The sequence below is a fragment of the Methylobacterium adhaesivum genome (assembly GCF_022179065.1).
GTDB classification, from domain to species: Bacteria; Pseudomonadota; Alphaproteobacteria; order Rhizobiales; family Beijerinckiaceae; genus Methylobacterium; species Methylobacterium adhaesivum.
Genome location: NZ_BPQD01000002.1, coordinates 49,182 through 63,997, shown reverse-complemented (window position 1 = coordinate 63,997; position 14,816 = coordinate 49,182). Strand labels below are relative to the sequence as shown.

The 14,816-nt window shown below is 68.7% G+C and carries 13 protein-coding genes; 4 read left to right on the top strand and 9 right to left on the bottom strand.

Annotated elements, in window-relative coordinates:
- Positions 1-8: 8 nt before the first annotated feature.
- Positions 9-755 (top strand): hypothetical protein, encoded by a 747-nt coding sequence (locus MFF01_RS02810; protein ID WP_238221800.1) that lies wholly within the window; start codon positions 9-11, stop codon positions 753-755.
- Positions 756-814: 59 nt separating this feature from the next.
- On the opposite strand, the gene MFF01_RS02805 is transcribed toward MFF01_RS02810, so the two are convergent.
- The 5 genes from MFF01_RS02805 to MFF01_RS02785 form a co-directional block, all read right to left on the bottom strand.
- Entirely contained in the window at positions 815-2,101 is a 1,287-nt protein-coding gene (locus MFF01_RS02805) for a DUF4167 domain-containing protein (RefSeq protein ID WP_238221799.1), read from the bottom strand.
- 467 nt (positions 2,102-2,568) lie between these two features.
- Positions 2,569-3,441, bottom strand: a complete 873-nt coding sequence (gene prmC, locus MFF01_RS02800; protein ID WP_238221798.1) for a peptide chain release factor N(5)-glutamine methyltransferase — start codon at positions 3,439-3,441, stop codon at positions 2,569-2,571.
- Between the two features lie 5 nt (positions 3,442-3,446).
- Positions 3,447-4,532: a peptide chain release factor 1 gene (gene prfA / locus MFF01_RS02795; protein ID WP_238221797.1), complete on the bottom strand. Its 1,086-nt coding sequence runs from the start codon at positions 4,530-4,532 to the stop codon at positions 3,447-3,449.
- A gap of 68 nt (positions 4,533-4,600) precedes the next feature.
- Entirely contained in the window at positions 4,601-6,862 is a 2,262-nt protein-coding gene (ptsP, locus tag MFF01_RS02790) for a phosphoenolpyruvate--protein phosphotransferase (protein WP_238221795.1), read from the bottom strand.
- 150 nt (positions 6,863-7,012) lie between these two features.
- Positions 7,013-8,248 carry an aspartate kinase gene (locus MFF01_RS02785; protein WP_238221786.1) on the bottom strand — a complete coding sequence of 412 codons (1,236 nt, stop codon included), beginning with the start codon at positions 8,246-8,248 and terminating at the stop codon, positions 7,013-7,015.
- Between the two features lie 213 nt (positions 8,249-8,461).
- On the opposite strand from MFF01_RS02785, the gene ubiG reads away from it, so the two are divergent.
- From ubiG to MFF01_RS02770, 3 genes are all read left to right on the top strand, one after another.
- Complete coding sequence (gene ubiG, locus MFF01_RS02780) at positions 8,462-9,205, top strand: bifunctional 2-polyprenyl-6-hydroxyphenol methylase/3-demethylubiquinol 3-O-methyltransferase UbiG (protein WP_238221784.1); 744 nt, start codon at positions 8,462-8,464, stop codon at positions 9,203-9,205.
- 47 nt (positions 9,206-9,252) lie between these two features.
- Positions 9,253-9,825 (top strand): YbhB/YbcL family Raf kinase inhibitor-like protein, encoded by a 573-nt coding sequence (locus tag MFF01_RS02775; RefSeq protein ID WP_238221781.1) that lies wholly within the window; start codon positions 9,253-9,255, stop codon positions 9,823-9,825.
- 98 nt (positions 9,826-9,923) lie between these two features.
- Positions 9,924-10,898 (top strand): NADPH:quinone oxidoreductase family protein, encoded by a 975-nt coding sequence (locus MFF01_RS02770; RefSeq protein WP_238221779.1) that lies wholly within the window; start codon positions 9,924-9,926, stop codon positions 10,896-10,898.
- A gap of 146 nt (positions 10,899-11,044) precedes the next feature.
- On the opposite strand, the gene MFF01_RS02765 is transcribed toward MFF01_RS02770, so the two are convergent.
- The 4 genes from MFF01_RS02765 to msrQ all read right to left on the bottom strand — a co-directional run bounded on the left by MFF01_RS02765 (position 11,045) and on the right by msrQ (position 14,636).
- The gene (locus MFF01_RS02765; RefSeq protein ID WP_238221777.1) at positions 11,045-12,058 is read right to left on the bottom strand and encodes an adenosine kinase; all 1,014 of its coding nucleotides are present in this window, start codon (positions 12,056-12,058) and stop codon (positions 11,045-11,047) included.
- Between the two features lie 303 nt (positions 12,059-12,361).
- Positions 12,362-13,132, bottom strand: coding sequence for a hypothetical protein (locus MFF01_RS02760; protein ID WP_238221775.1), 771 nt, complete (start codon positions 13,130-13,132; stop codon positions 12,362-12,364).
- 231 nt (positions 13,133-13,363) lie between these two features.
- Complete coding sequence (locus MFF01_RS02755; RefSeq protein WP_238221772.1) at positions 13,364-13,681, bottom strand: hypothetical protein; 318 nt, start codon at positions 13,679-13,681, stop codon at positions 13,364-13,366.
- Positions 13,682-13,745: 64 nt separating this feature from the next.
- Positions 13,746-14,636: a protein-methionine-sulfoxide reductase heme-binding subunit MsrQ gene (gene msrQ, locus MFF01_RS02750; protein ID WP_238221770.1), complete on the bottom strand. Its 891-nt coding sequence runs from the start codon at positions 14,634-14,636 to the stop codon at positions 13,746-13,748.
- Positions 14,637-14,816 lie beyond the last annotated feature (180 nt).

Here is a 14,816-nt window from a genome sequence, read left to right as displayed (position 1 = left end):
AGGGCGCCGTGCTCATCGACCTGTTTCATTACCTGACCACCCCCGCATCCTGGGCGCATCGGCGCGGCGGCCACCTCCGGGAGAGCGTGCTGCTGCGCTCCCGTTCGCGCCGGTGCCGGACGGCCTGGGCGCCGCATCTGGGCCGAGCCCGCGCCCTGGTCGCGCAGGCCTGTGACGGACTGGCCCAAGCGCGGACCTGCGTCGTCCTCGGTTCGGGCCTCCTCGACGATGTACCCCTCGACCACCTCGCGGCGCGCTTTGCCGAAGTCCGCCTCGTCGACGCGATCCACCCGTGGCCGACCCGGTGGGCCGTGCGCGGCAGGGCGAACGTCACCCTGGTGACCGACGACCTCACGCGACCGGGCGCGGTCGACGCCCATGGCGGCGACGCGACGGTCGATCTCGTGATCTCCGCCAATCTGCTGTCGCAACTGCCGATCCTGCCCGTCGGTCGCACCGGGGAATCGGACGACCACCTCGGCGGCCGGATCGTCCGGGCGCATCTCGACGCCCTCTCGCGTCTCGATGCCCGGGTCTGCCTCGTCACCGACGTCGAGCAGCGGGAGGAGGATCGTGAGGGCCGGCTGACCGATCGCCTCGACCTCCTCCACGGCGAGACCCTGCCGCCCCCCGACGAAACCTGGACTTGGGAACTCGCGCCCTTCGGCGAGACGGCGCGTCATCGCCGCCTCGTCCATCGGGTCCAGGGATACCGGGATTGGCACACCGCTCTGGCGCGATCGAAGCCGGCCTGAACGCGAAAAGCCGCCCGGAGGGGCGGCTTTTCTGATGAGTGGCGGACCGAGGCGTCGGTCTATTCGGTTACGGGCGCGGTGTCGTTGTTCCCGGCCGGCTGCGGTTCGCCGCCCTCCGTTCCCTCGAAGCGCGCCCGGCGACGGCGGCGGGGCTTCGGCGCGGTGCCGGCCTCGTCGTTGCCGGCGGCCGGAGCGGTACCCTGAGATGCGGGTTCGTCGGCGGCGCGGGGTTCGGCGGTGCGTTCAGCGGGAACTGGCCGGGGCGGTGTCATGAGGAAGGCCGGAAGGGCGCTCACATCCTCCGCCGGTGCACGCTCGGTTTCGTCACGGCGACGGCTGCGTCGCGGGGGAACCTCGGCCGAACGGCGCGACTCGGACGGCTGAAAATCCTGGCGCGGCAAGTCCGGTCGGACGGGCTCCTGTCGAACCGGCTCCTGACGGATCGGTTCTTGCCGGAAGGATTCTTGCCGGGCCGCTTCCTGACGTACGGGCTCCTGGCGCGGCGCATCCTCCCGCGGCAGGTCCTGACGCGCGCCTTCCGGCTGCTGATCCGCCGTGCGGTTGTTTTCGAACCGCGCACCGTTGTTCCGGCGCCCGTATTCCTGACGCGGCTGATCCTGCCGATCCCGGTCCTGACGGTCCCGATCCTGGCGAGGCTGATCCTGCCGATCCCGGTCCTGACGGTCCCGATCCTGGCGAGGCTGATCCTGCCGCGGCTGGTCCTGGCGGAACTGATCCTGGCGGTTGTACTCAGGCCGCTGGTTGTCCTGCCGGCTGTAGTCGGGCCGCTGCCCGTCCTGACGCTGAGGGTCCTGCCGCTGCTGGTTGTCGAAGCGCTGCGGCCGGTCGTTGCGATTGTTGAAGCGGTCGCGCCGGTTCTGCCGGTCCGAGCCGCCATCCTGGCGCCCGTAATCCTGGCGCTGATTGTCCGGACGCTGGCCGTCCTGACGTCCCTCGTAGGCCGGCGGCTGGTAGGCGGACGGCTGGGGCTGCTGGCTCGGGTCGGCGTAGTCGTCGTTATAGGAATGCGCGGCATAGCCGAGGGGCGCGCCCTGATCGTCGCCGCCGTCCTCGTCGCCGTCATCGTCGAAGCCGTTGCGGGCGTAGCCGCCTGCCTGCTGCCGGTTCTGCTCCTGCGCGCCGGAGATGATGCGGAAATAATGCTCGCCGTGCTGGAAATAATTCTCTGCCGCCACGGGGTCGCCGCTGGCCTGCGCATCGCGGGCCAACTGGGCGTACTTGTCGGCGATGTGCTGCGCCGTGCCGCGAATCTTGACGTCGGGCCCGTTCGATTCGTAGGACCGCGTCAGCGGATTGGGACCCTTGGGGCGGTTGCGCCCGCGCATCCGTCGGTTTTGATTTGGTCTCATCGGTCTCGATTGACCCTCGTTCGTACGGGAACGTGTGGTGAGGCGGTCCGAACATCGGCAGCTTCGAGCCGAAACCGGCCCTGGCCCTGGTGGCCCGTGGAAAGGGGCCGCGTGGTCCGGGTCGTGCAGTCCGCGATCGGAATCGGAATTCGCCGTGCCTGTGTCTGTCCCGGTGTACCGAGGCTCGCGCTCGCGTTCAGGCGCTCATCGGTCTTCAGGCTCTGTGCTATCAGGCGCTCGCGCGTCGTCTCGTTACACGCTGTCCTGATCGTGGGAGATCGCCCAGAAACGCCGCGGGCTCGAAGCCGGCCTCGTTCCTTCCATGATCCGTAGCGACGGACCAATGTTCGATCTGCCTCGTACCCTAACGGGTCGGGTGCGGGCCAACAAGCACTTTTTCGCGCGATCCCATGGCGATACACGGATTTCGCGAGGGATCGCCATCAAGAAGTCGCGCGGAAGCCCATGAAAGTCACCACGCGGGCATGTCCGGCGAGATCGTGGGTGATCCCTCCCGGCACGAGCCCAGCCTGCCGGCCGAGGTCCAGCACGGCGGCCGCCTGGTCGTGCCCGACCTCGAACAGCAGGGTACCACCCGCCGCGAGCCGGACAGGCCCCGAAGCGACCTCGGCGAGGATCCGGCGGTAGGCATCGAGGCCGTCGGCGCCGCCGTCGAGGGCCGCCATCGGATCGTGGCACCGCACCTCCGGGGCCAGGGTCGCGATGGTGGCGGCCGGAATGTAGGGCGGGTTCGAGACGATGAGGTCGAACGCCCCCGCGAGGCCGGCGCTCCAATCAGTCCGCACGAAGGCGGCCCGCTCGCCGACCCCGTTGGCCCGAGCATTCGCGCGGGCCTGAACCAAGGCGGCCTCCGAGCGGTCGAGGCCGATGCCGAAGGCGCGGGGGCACTCGCGCAGCAGCGCCACCAGGATGCATCCCGAGCCCGTCCCGAGATCGAGGAGGGTCGTCGCCCGCGTCCGCTCCGGAAGGCGGGCGAGGGCGGCTTCCACCAGGGTCTCGGTGTCGGCACGGGGCACGAGGGTGTCGGGGGAAAGACCGAAGGGCAATCCCCAGAACTCCCAGGCCCCCACGATCCGCGCCACGGGCTCGCCCGCGAGGCGCCGGTCCACGGCCCGCGACAGGCTGGCCGCCCCCGGGGCACCGAGGGGTTCGGCCCCGCCGAGGATGAGGTCCGTGCCCGTGAGGTGCAGGACGTCGAGGACGAGGAAACGCGCGTCGTTGTCACCGATGCCGGCCGCGGCGAGGCGTTGCGTGACCTGCCGCAGGGCCTCGGCGCGGGTCGTCGTGGGGCGCATCGCGGTCAGGCCATGCCCTCGGCGGCGAGAAGCTCGGCCTGATGTTCCGTCACCAGGGCATCGACGAGCTCGTCCAGGGCCTCGCCCGCCAGGACTTCCTCAAGCTTGTAGAGGGTGAGGTTGATGCGGTGGTCCGTCACCCGGGCCTGGGGGAAGTTGTAGGTGCGGATGCGCTCGGAGCGGTCGCCCGATCCCACCTGTGACTTGCGGTCGGCGGCCCGCGCCGCGTCCTTGGCCGTGCGCTCGGCATCGTAGAGCTTCGCCCGCAGGAGCGACATGGCCCGCGCGCGGTTCTTGTGCTGCGAGCGCTCCTCCTGGACGAAGATCACGATGCCGGAGGGCAGGTGGGTGATGCGGATGGCCGATTCCGTCTTGTTCACGTGCTGGCCGCCGGCGCCCTGCGACCGCATGGTGTCGATCTTCAGGTCGGCGTCGTTGACGACGATATCGACTTCCTCGGCCTCCGGCAGCACCGCCACGGTGGCGGCGGAGGTGTGGATGCGCCCCTGCGTCTCCGTGTCGGGCACGCGCTGCACCCGGTGGGCGCCGCTCTCGAACTTGAGGCGGGCGAACACGCCCTTGCCCTTCACCTCGGCGATGACCTCGCGGTAGCCGCCGACCGTGCCCTCGCTCTCGGAGATGACCTCCACCTTCCAGCCCTTGGCGTCGGCATAGCGGCCGTACATCCGGAACAGGTCGCCGGCGAACAGGGCCGCCTCGTCGCCGCCTGTGCCGGCCCGGATTTCGAGGATGGCGGACTTCTCATCCGCCGAATCCTTCGGCAACAGGATGAGCTGCAGGGCCCGGTGGGCCGCCTCCAGGCCGGCCTCGGCCTCGGGCTTCTCGGCGGCCGCGAGGTTGCGCATCTCGGAATCGCCGCCGGGCTCGTCCATGAGCGCCTGGATGTCGGCGAGGTTGGAGGCCGCCGCCCGGTAGGCGTGGATCGCCGCCACGACGCCCTCGAGTTCGGACAGTTCGCGCGAGAGCTGGACGAAGGTCTCGGAATCGGCCGAGCCGGCGCTCAGGGTCGCGGTGACGATGTCGTGCCGCGTCAGGATGGCGTCGAGACGCTCGGAAGGAATGGGGGTCATCGCCCGTGGGGTACTCTCAGCAGTGATTCGGTTTGGCGAAGTCGTGACGTTCCGGCGGTCCAGGCCCGCTAGATGGGAACGCCGTGCGCCTTGGCGAAGGCGCTGAGCGCCGGCCGCAGGGATTCACCGTCGCCGGCCCGCGCCATCTCGGTCTCGATGAAGGCGGCCACGGCGCTCGCGTCGAGCCCCAGCACCATGGCCTTCACCGGGCCGATGGCGGCGGGCGACATGGAGAGATGGCGAAAGCCGAGGCCGATGAGGGCCATGGCTTCGAGGGGCTTTCCGCCGATCTCGCCGCAGACGGTGGCGGGGCAGCCGGCTGCCGCCGCCCGTTCGGCGATGAGTCGGAAGGCACGCAGGGCCGGGACGCTCAAGGTGTCGAAGCGGCCCGCCACCCGGCGATTCTCGCGGTCGACGGCGAAGAGGAACTGCATGAGGTCGTTGGAGCCGACCGACAGGAAGTCGGCCGCCCGCGCGATCTCGTCGATCTGGAACAGCAGGGACGGCACCTCGACCATCACGCCGAGGCGGCAATCGCTCGGCAGCGGGTGGCCGTGGCGACGCAGGTGCGCCTTCTCGCGCTCGACGATGGCCTTGGCACGGGTGAACTCGTCCACCGTGGCCACCATGGGGAACATGATCTTGAGGGGGCGCCCGGCAGCGGCCCGCAGGAGGGCCCGCAGCTGCACCCGCAGAAGGGCGGGCCGGTCGAGGCCGATGCGGATAGCGCGCCAGCCCAGCGCCGGGTTCTCCTCCTCCAGCGCCGGCATGTACGGCAGGATCTTGTCGCCGCCGATGTCGAGGGTGCGGATCGTCACCGGCAGGTCGCCGGTGGCCGCGAACACCGCCTCGTAGAGCGTCTGCTGCTCGGCCGCCGACGGCATGCGCTGGGCCACCATGAACTGCAGCTCGGTGCGGAACAGGCCGATGCCGTCGGCCCCCGTCTCGGCCAGATGCGTGAGGTCGATGAGCAGCCCGGCATTGAGCTGCAGGCCTATGGCCACGCCGTCCTGCGTCACGGCGGGGCGGTCGCGCAGGGCCCGGTACTGTTCCTGGCGCTTGGCGCGCACCCGGACCATTTCGCCGTAGGCCGCCTCGATCTCGGGGCCGGGGCGGACCTGGATCTCCCCCGTGGCGCCGTCGACGATGATGGCGTCGCCCGCGTCGCAAAGGGCCGTGGCGTTGGCGATCTCGCCCACCGCCGGGATGCCGAGCGCCCTCGCCACGATGGCGATGTGACTCGTCGGGCCGCCTTCCTCCAGCACCACGCCGCGCAACGCCGTGCGGTCGTAGTCGAGGAGCGCCGCCGGTCCCATGGAGCGGGCGACGAGGATCGCGTTCTCGGGCAGCACCCGGTCGCCGTTGCCCTCGTGGCCGATGAGGGTACGCAGGAGGCGGTTGGCGAGGTCGTCGAGGTCGTGAAGGCGGTCGCGCAGGTAGGGATCGCTCTGGCGCATCATCCGGGCGCGGTTGTCCGACTGCACCCGCTCGACGGCGGCCTCGGCGGTCAGGCCCGATTGCACGGCCTCGCGCATCCGGCGCAGCCAACCCTTGTCGTGGGCGAACATCCGGACGGTCTCGAGGACCTCGCGCGATTCGCCCGTGCCGATGCTGTCCCCGCGCTCCACGAGGTCGTCGATCGCCGAGCGGACCTCGCCGATGGCGAGTTCGAGGCGTTCAACCTCGCGGTCGACGTTCTCGGCGATGAGCTGCTTCACCACGATGCGCGGCTCATGCAGCACCACGTGGCCGAGGCCGATGCCGTCGGCGAGCGCCACGCCGCGTTGGCTCACCGGGCGCCGCGCCGCCGGCCCGGTGCCGGGCGCGAGCGCCTGCAGCTCGCCCGAGGCGATCATCTCCGACAGCACCATGGCGGTGGTCTGGAGCGCCTCGATCTCCTCCTCGGAATAGACCCGGTAGGTCTTGTTCTGCACCACGAGCACGCCGAGCGTGTTGCCCGCGCGCAGGAGGGGCACGCCCAAGAAGGCGTGATACGCCTCCTCGCCCGTCTCCGGCCGATACGAGAACGACGGGTGCGACTGGGCGTCGGACAGGGACAGCGGCTCGGCCGTCTGCGCAATGAGGCCGACGAGGCCCTCGTCGGCGCGCATGCGCGTGAGGTGGACCGCCTCGCGGTTCAGGCCCTCGGTGGCGAACAGTTCGAGGATGTTGTCATTGCTCAGCACATAGACCGAGCAGACCTCCGCGATGACGTTGGCCGCGATGAGGGTGACGATCCGATCGAGACGCGCCTGTGGGCTGACCGGCTCCGCCATCGCTTCGCGGAGGCGGCGCAGCAGCAGGCGCGGTCCTCCAGGCGCAGCGGGCATGGTCTCCTCGATCCGGCTTCGGCTCGCGCGGGTCCCGCGCAAGAATCGTGCGCGTGGCAAGCGCGCGTCTTCGGAGCGCCTCGCGAAATCCCCGGACGCCGCCGATTGCCCCTTCGGCCAACGGCGCGGCGCGTCTTTCGCGAGAGACACTCAGGCCTGGTCGAGGCCGTATAGCGAGTGGAGCGTACGAACGGCAAGCTCCGTATAGGCGGAGTCGATGAGAACCGAGAACTTGATCTCGGACGTCGTGATCGCCCGAATGTTGATCCCTTTCTCGGCAAGCGCCCGGAACGCCTTGGCGGCCACGCCCGCGTGACTGCGCATGCCGACGCCGATGGCGGAGACCTTCACCACGTCCGTGGCGCCCTCGATCTGGGCGAATTCGATGGCGCCGCTCTGGGCATCGAGGACCGTGCGGGCGCGATCATAATCGGCCGACGGGACCGTGAAGGTCATGTCCGTGGTCGACTGGTCGCCCGACACCGTCTGGATGATCATGTCGACGTTGATGTTGGCATCCGCCAGGGGGCCGAAGATCGCCGCCGCGATGCCGGGGCTGTCCTTGACGCCGCGAAGGGTGATCTGTGCCTCGTCCTTCGAGAAGGCGATCCCGGTGATGATCTGCTGTTCCATGGTCTCGTCCTCGTCGCAGATGAGGGTTCCGGGGCGGGCGTTGTCGGGCGGGTCGAAGCTCGAGCGCACCGTCGTCGGCACCCGGTGCACCATGGCGAGCTCGACGGAGCGAACCTGAAGCACCTTGGCGCCCAGCGATGCCATCTCGAGCATCTCCTCGAAGGTCACCCGCTCCATGCGCCGAGCCTTGGGCACCACGCGCGGGTCGGTGGTGTAGACGCCGTCCACGTCCGTGTAGATGTCGCAGCGCTCCGCCCCGATGGCGGCCGCGATGGCCACCGCGCTGGTATCGGAGCCGCCCCGGCCGAGGGTGGTCACCCGGCCCGTGGCCTCATGGATACCCTGGAAGCCGGCGATGACAGCGACCTCGCCGCGCGCGAACCCGGCATCGAGGCGCGCACCGTCGATGCCTTCGATGCGGGCCGAACCGTGGGCGTCGGAGGTGAGGATCGGGATCTGCCAGCCCTGCCAGGAGCGGGCCGCGATGCCGGCCTTGCGCAACGCGATGGCCAGCAGCCCGGCGGTGACGAGTTCGCCAGAGGCCACGACGGCGTCGTACTCGGCCTCGTCGTAGAGGGGGGCCGCGTCCTTGACCCAGGCGACGAGTTCGTTGGTCTTGCCCGACATGGCCGAGACCACGATGGCCACCTCGTAGCCGGCCGCGACCTCGCGGGCGACGTGGGCCGCCACGTTGCGGATGCGCTCGACATTGGCGACGGACGTGCCGCCGAACTTCATCACCAAACGGGGCATGCAGCGTCCACGTCGATTCTTGTGGAAAGGGAAGCCGGGGTGCCGACGGGCCGGGTTACGCCCGCGTCGCCGCGCGGCTGTACCGGACAGGGCTTCGGCGGGTACAAGGGCCGCCGGGGCCTGTCAACAAGTGCGGCGACACGCCCCGCGAGACTCCCGACGCTCCGCGAGATTCCCGCGCCTCGACCCTGTGCCCCAAGCCGAACGGACCCGATGACCGGACCCCAAGCCTCCTCCATCGACCGCGACGAGGTCGCCCGCTTCGAGGCCATCGCGGCGACGTGGTGGGACCCGGCCGGGCCCATGGCGGTGCTGCACCGCTTCAACCCCGTGCGGCTGGCCTATATCCGCGACGCCGCCTGCCGGCATTTCGGCCGGGACCCGAAGGCGCCGTTCCCGTTGAGCGGCCTCTCCGTCGTCGATGTCGGCTGCGGTGGCGGCGTCCTGTCCGAGCCCCTGGCGCGTCTCGGCGCCGACGTCACCGGTCTCGATCCGGCACCCACCAACGTCCGGGTCGCCCAGGCCCACGCGGACGCCGCCGGGGTCACGGTGGAATACCGGGCGCAGACCATTGAGGACGTGGTGGCGGGCGGGGCACGCTTCGACATCGTGCTCGCCATGGAGGTGGTGGAGCACGTGGTCGACCGCACGGCCTTCGTCGCCACGGCCTGCATGGCGGTGAAGCCGGGCGGTCTCCTGTTCGCCGCGACCCTCAACCGGACGCTGCGCTCCTATGCCCTCGCCATCGTGGGGGCCGAGTACGTCCTCGGCTGGCTGCCCAAGGGGACTCACGACTGGGAGAAGTTCGTCAAACCCCGCGAACTCATCGGCGACGTCGAGGCCGGCGGCCTGTCCGTCACCGATACCACCGGCGTGGTGTTCAATCCCCTCGACGGATCGTGGCGCGCCAGCCGCGACACGGCGGTGAACTACATGATCGCGGCGCGGAAGGGCTGAACCGCCGGCGCCCCACGCCGTTGACCGGGCAACCCCGGAGACACCCGATGCTCGAGAAGATCCCCCATGCCGTCGGCGAGGCCCTGTCGGGCCTGAAGGCCGGCCTGCCCGCCACGGCCTATCACGCCGCGTTCGCCGACGTGCCCGCGACCGTGCGATTGACGAGCACGGCCTTCGCGGACGGCGCCCCGATTCCCGCCCGCTTCACCGAGGATGGCGAGCGCACCTCGCCGCCGCTGGCCTGGGACGCTCTGCCCGCCGGCACCGCGCGGGTCGTGCTGCTCGTCGAGGATGCGGGCAGCCCGACGCCGCGCCCCCTCGTCCACCTCATCGCCTGGAATCTGATGCCGGAGGCGAAAGGCCTCTCCGAGGGGGCGCTGCCGAGCCCCGGCGGCGCGCACCAATCGCAGGATCTCGGCAAGAACAGCTTCCTGCAGGACAAGTGGCTCCCGCCCGATCCGCCCACGGGGCATGGGCCGCACGAGTACCTCTTCCAGATCTACGCCCTCGACGCGCCCCTCGACCTCGATGCCTCTCCGGGACGGAGTGCTGTGATCGAGGCCATGCGCGGTCACGTGCTGGCCAAGGGCAGCCTCATGGGGACCTACGCCCGGACGTAATGTCCGCCTGGACCTGATGTCCGCTGTTGCACCCGGGAGCCTGTCCGGTGCATGGGCGCGGGCGGGATGGATGCGACAGATCGGGAGAAGGCGTTTCGATGAAGGCCCTGCTGTGCACCCGCCTCGGCGGACCCGAGGACCTGTCGGTGGAGGAGATCGCCGAGCCCGTCGCGGGGCCGGGTGAGGCCTTGGTGCGCGTCACCCTGGCGGCGCTCAACTTCTTCGACACCCTCATCATCGCCGGTCGCTACCAGGTGAAGCCGGAGCTGCCGTTCTCGCCCGGCGGCGAGGCCAGCGGCGTCATCGAGGCGCTCGGTCCGGGTGTCGACGGCTTCGCGGTCGGCGACCGGGTCATCGTCCACCAGAAGTTCGGCACGGCCCGCGCACGGATCGCCGTGGAGACACATCACCTCACCCGGATTCCCGATGGGGTGTCGGATGAGCAGGCCGCCGGTCTCACCATCACGTACGGCACCTCGCTCCATGCCCTGCGCGACCGCGCGAAGCTGCAGCCCGGCGAGACCCTGGCGGTGCTCGGCGCCTCCGGCGGCGTTGGCCTCGCGGCGGTGGAGCTCGGGGCGATCCTCGGCGCGCGGGTCATCGCCTGCGCCTCGTCGCCGGACAAGCTCGCCGTGGCCCAGGCTCACGGGGCGACGCACGGGGTGGATTACGCCGCCGACAACCTGCGCGAGGCTCTGCGCATGCTAACGGAGGGGCAGGGGGTCGACGTGATCTACGATCCCATCGGCGGCGACTATGCCGAGCCGGCCCTCAGGTCGCTCGGCTGGAAGGGCCGCTACCTCGTGATCGGCTTCGCCGCCGGCGACATTCCGCGCATCCCCCTCAACCTCGCGCTGCTCAAGGGCATCGACATCCAGGGCGTCCACTGGGGCGTGTTCGTGGACCGCGAGCCGGAGGCCCACGCGGAGAACCAGCGCCAACTCCTCGCCTGGGTGGCGGAAGGGCGCCTCACCGCCAAGGTCCACGGGGTCTATCCGCTCACCGACTACGCCGAGGCACTCGGCCTCCTCAAACGCCGCGAGGCCGTGGGGAAAGTGCTCCTGCGGCTCTGATCCGGCATCTCCGCCGAGGGAATACCGAAGGGATCATCCCTTCGGCGGGTGTCGGGCGGAGCCCGAAGGTGTTCCAGGGCGCTGCCCTGAACCCGCGAAGGGCTCGGCCCTTCGGATCCCCAATTCTTCGGGGGAGCCCTCTCCGATCAGAGCAGCCCCTGCGCCTTGGCCAGAGTCACGAGGTCGTGCTGGGGCCGGGCGCCGATGTGCTGGATCACTTCCGCAGCCGCCAGGGCCCCGAGGCGGGCGCTCGTGGCGTGGTCGAGGCCACGGGCGTGGCCCGCGAGGAAGCCCGCGGCGAACAGGTCGCCCGCGCCGGTGGTGTCCACCACCTCGTGCACGGGAGACGCTTCCACAGCGCGGATCTCGCCGCCCTTCACCACCATGGCGCCGTCCGCCGAGCGGGTGACGAGGCCGAGGAGATGCTTGCCGCGGGCGTCGCGCTCGTCGCGCAGGGCCTTGAGGGCGACTTCCGCGTCGTCGGTCTGATAGAGGCTCTGCAACTCGCCGATGTTGGCGAACAGGATGTCGACGCTGCCGTCGCGGATCAGCCCCAGGAACTCGTCGCGGTACCGGCCGACGCAGAAGGCGTCGGACAGGGTGAGCGCCACGGCATTGCCGGCGGCGTGGGCGATCTGCACGGCCTTGCGGAATGCGTCCTTGGCGGCCGGCGGGTCCCACAGGTAGCCTTCGAGGTAGGTGACACGGGCGCTGCGCACGGTGGCCTCGTCGACATCGGCCGGGGACAGGCTCTGGCAGGCGCCGAGATAGGTGTTCATCGTACGCTCGCCGTCCGGCGTCACGAGGATGAAGCAGCGCGCCGTGGCCGGGCCGTCCGTCGCGGCCGGCACGGGGAAGCGCACGCCCGTGGCCTTGAGGTCGTGGGCGTAGAGGCCGCCGAGCTCGTCGTCCCGCACCTTGCCGATGAAGGCGGTCTTCGCGCCGAGCAAGGCGGCGCCCACCGCCGTGTTGGCGCCCGAGCCGCCCGACACCACGGTGGCCGGACCCATGGCGTCGTAGAGGGTCTCCGCCCGGGCCTCGTCGATGAGCTGCATCGCGCCCTTCGGCACGCCTTGCGCCGCGAGGAAATCCTCGTCCGCGCGGGCGATGAGATCCACGATGGCGTTGCCGAGGACGAGGAGGTCGAGGGAATCGGGCATCTAACCGTCCGGTCTGCGGGGGAGGGGATGGCCGGGCTGTGGCATCGCCCCCGCGCGGGGTCAAGCGACGCCCGCGCCGCCGCTTGGGCATCGCGAACAGGTCTGCGATGGAGAGGGTGAGGCCGGGCGGCGATAGGTCGAGGAAGCCGCCGGAGGCGAGGCGCGTCTCGATCAGGGCTTCGGCGCGCCCGTCTTCGGTCCTTTGCCGGTGAAATTTGTAGATTTAAATCTATAAATATCTTAGCTAAAATCCTGATAAAATGGGATCTGAGGGGCGAACATTACCTCAGATCCGTGTCGTTATCATGCAAGAGATGAAACGGTGGCTCCCTGATTTGATAGATAAGCTTGCCTTTCGGAGCGAATCTGTTCCATTCGAGCATAAAGGTTCTGAATTTCTTGGCGTGTCCGATCTGTCTCTGCGGTATCGCGAATTGGCAATGATCGTTGAACGCTGGGAGGCGGAAGTGCATTAAATGAAGCCTGCGAAAGCGCGGTGGAAGATTTCACGATGCTCCCGCCCAAGGTCTGGGCAATTCTCTCTGCACTGGTTTGAGCTAGGTTGGGGCCGTACGTTCCATTAATGCTCCCTAGCGAATTGCCTAAAATCCTCGCGTAACGATCATCAACGAATGTAGGAACGCCTTGGTTGTCAAACTCTGCGACGACCCTTCCGCCTACGACAACTGTCGCATAAGATTTAGTTGCGGGAGTATCAAGGACAGGCGACGGAGAATATGCGTATTGCGCTTCGAGGTAGAGCTTCCTTGATGAAATAATCTGATCAAAATTTTCCATAAAAATCTTATAATCATTCTCAGAAAGCTCAGAAATATTGATTTTTTTTAAGTCCTTGGCTGTCCCGATGACTGAAGAATTTAGAACTGATTTGCCGGTCGGGGTGTTTAAGGTGACAGTCGAATTTTTATTTTCTGTTTCCGGCAGCGATGCACTAGCATTTTCAGCATCTATTATCTCAGATTCAAAGGAGGGTTTGTTTGTTTCATTATGAGTACTATCTGGTCTAATGTAATAGCTCGAAAAAATTTGCGTACTAGTTTCAATGGATGTCATTTTTTAGTCCTTAATGAATTGCGCGTTATATGTTCAATGAACTAGCGTTGCTATGATGTGCAGGTATGATAAAAAATTTCTTAATTGCCACAACCTTCGGTTGCAGTAAGTTGCTGAGGAATTCATAAGCGAAGGAGTGATTTGATCGATTGACCAAATGCCGAACCCAACGCAGCGGCGGTCAACTACCGGGTGTGGGCCCAGTGCCCCGCACGCGTCCCGAGGCCCGCGCTACTGCAGCGCTTTCACCTCGCACTGCGCATAATCCGACGCCGCCTTCACGTAGGCGTTCAGGGCCTTCACGTAGGCTTCCGCCAGGGGGCGATAGACGGCGATCTGGGCGTTGTAGGCCTTGATGGCGTCGTTGTAGCTGTAGGCTTCCCAACCGGGGCAGCCGCCCTTCGCGTCGAGGCAGGGGGGCTTGGCCGGGAAGGCGGGCTTGTCCGGGCGGGCTTTCGCCGGCGGCGGCTCGGCGCGAGGGCATTCGGCCTGGGCCGTTCCAAGGGCAAGGAGACAGGCGAGGCCCGCCACCGGAATCGTCTTCGTCATCGTGTGCTCCCAGGCCATTGCGGCGCCTTCTGTGCGGGAGCACGGACGCCGTCGCAAGCGGGCGTCAGCGGGCCACCGCCGCGGCGCCGGGCGAGCTTCGCACCGGCTTGCCCCCGCCGAAACGGTCCCAGGCGAGGCGGGCGGCGTTCAGGGCCGGCAGGGTCAGGCCGAGGGCGAGCACCCACCAGGCCGGGCGGATCAGGCTCGGAAAGGCGAGGTTGGCCTGCAGCACCCGCTCGGCCGGGATACCGGAGGCGAGGCCGTACCACGCCGCCTCGAGCCCGGCCGTCGCGAGGGCGACGCCCACGGCCAGCGCCGTCAGGGTCAGCGGGTTGCTCGGCCAGCGCCGGGCCTGGAGGAAGCGCCAGCCCATCAGCAGCAGGAAGGCGCCGGTCCAGAACACCGGGTCGGACACGTCGATCTTGGCCTGGAGGAAGTAGTGGACGAGGCCGAGCACCGTGATGGTGTAGACCGCCTTGTGCAGGCGCGGCCACGCCTTGCCGAGCCGCCGGATCATCCCGTCCGTCGAGGTCGCGCCCAGGACCGCGAGGCCGATCAGCGCCGCGAAGCCGATGGTGAGGTAGATCCGGGTCGCGATCTCGGTGACCACCTTCGTCAGCACGAAGTTCTGATCGACGACGTAGAGGCCGAGGTGGATCAGCGCGTAGGCGAGCACCGTCAGGCCGAGCATCCGCCGAACCAAGATGAGCTTCGGAAAATTCGCGATGCGCCGCAGGGGCGTGACGGCGAGCGACAGCAGGAGGAAGCGCACGGCCCATTCGCCGGTGCCGTGGAGCAGGGCCGTGATCGGCTTGGCGCCGAGGGCATCCGCCGCGTAGGCGCCAGCGAGCCACAGGCCGGGCGCGAGGGCGAACAGGAAGGTCGCGAGCTTGAGGCCGGAGAGGCGGCCGGCACGGTCGCGCCAGGGCGCGGAGAAGGCGGGGAGGGCGGGCATGGCATGTCCAGACGCGGCGAGCGGGTGCCGCCATTCTCCCTATCTACGTGGCGCGTGAAGGCGAAGTTACAGTGGGCGACGTGCCGTCGCACACGCCCGGCGCATCGGTCCGGTTCGCCCGACGACGATGCGGCGGCCGGCTGCGTGCTGTATGCCGGGCGCGAAGCCGGTCCCCGTCAC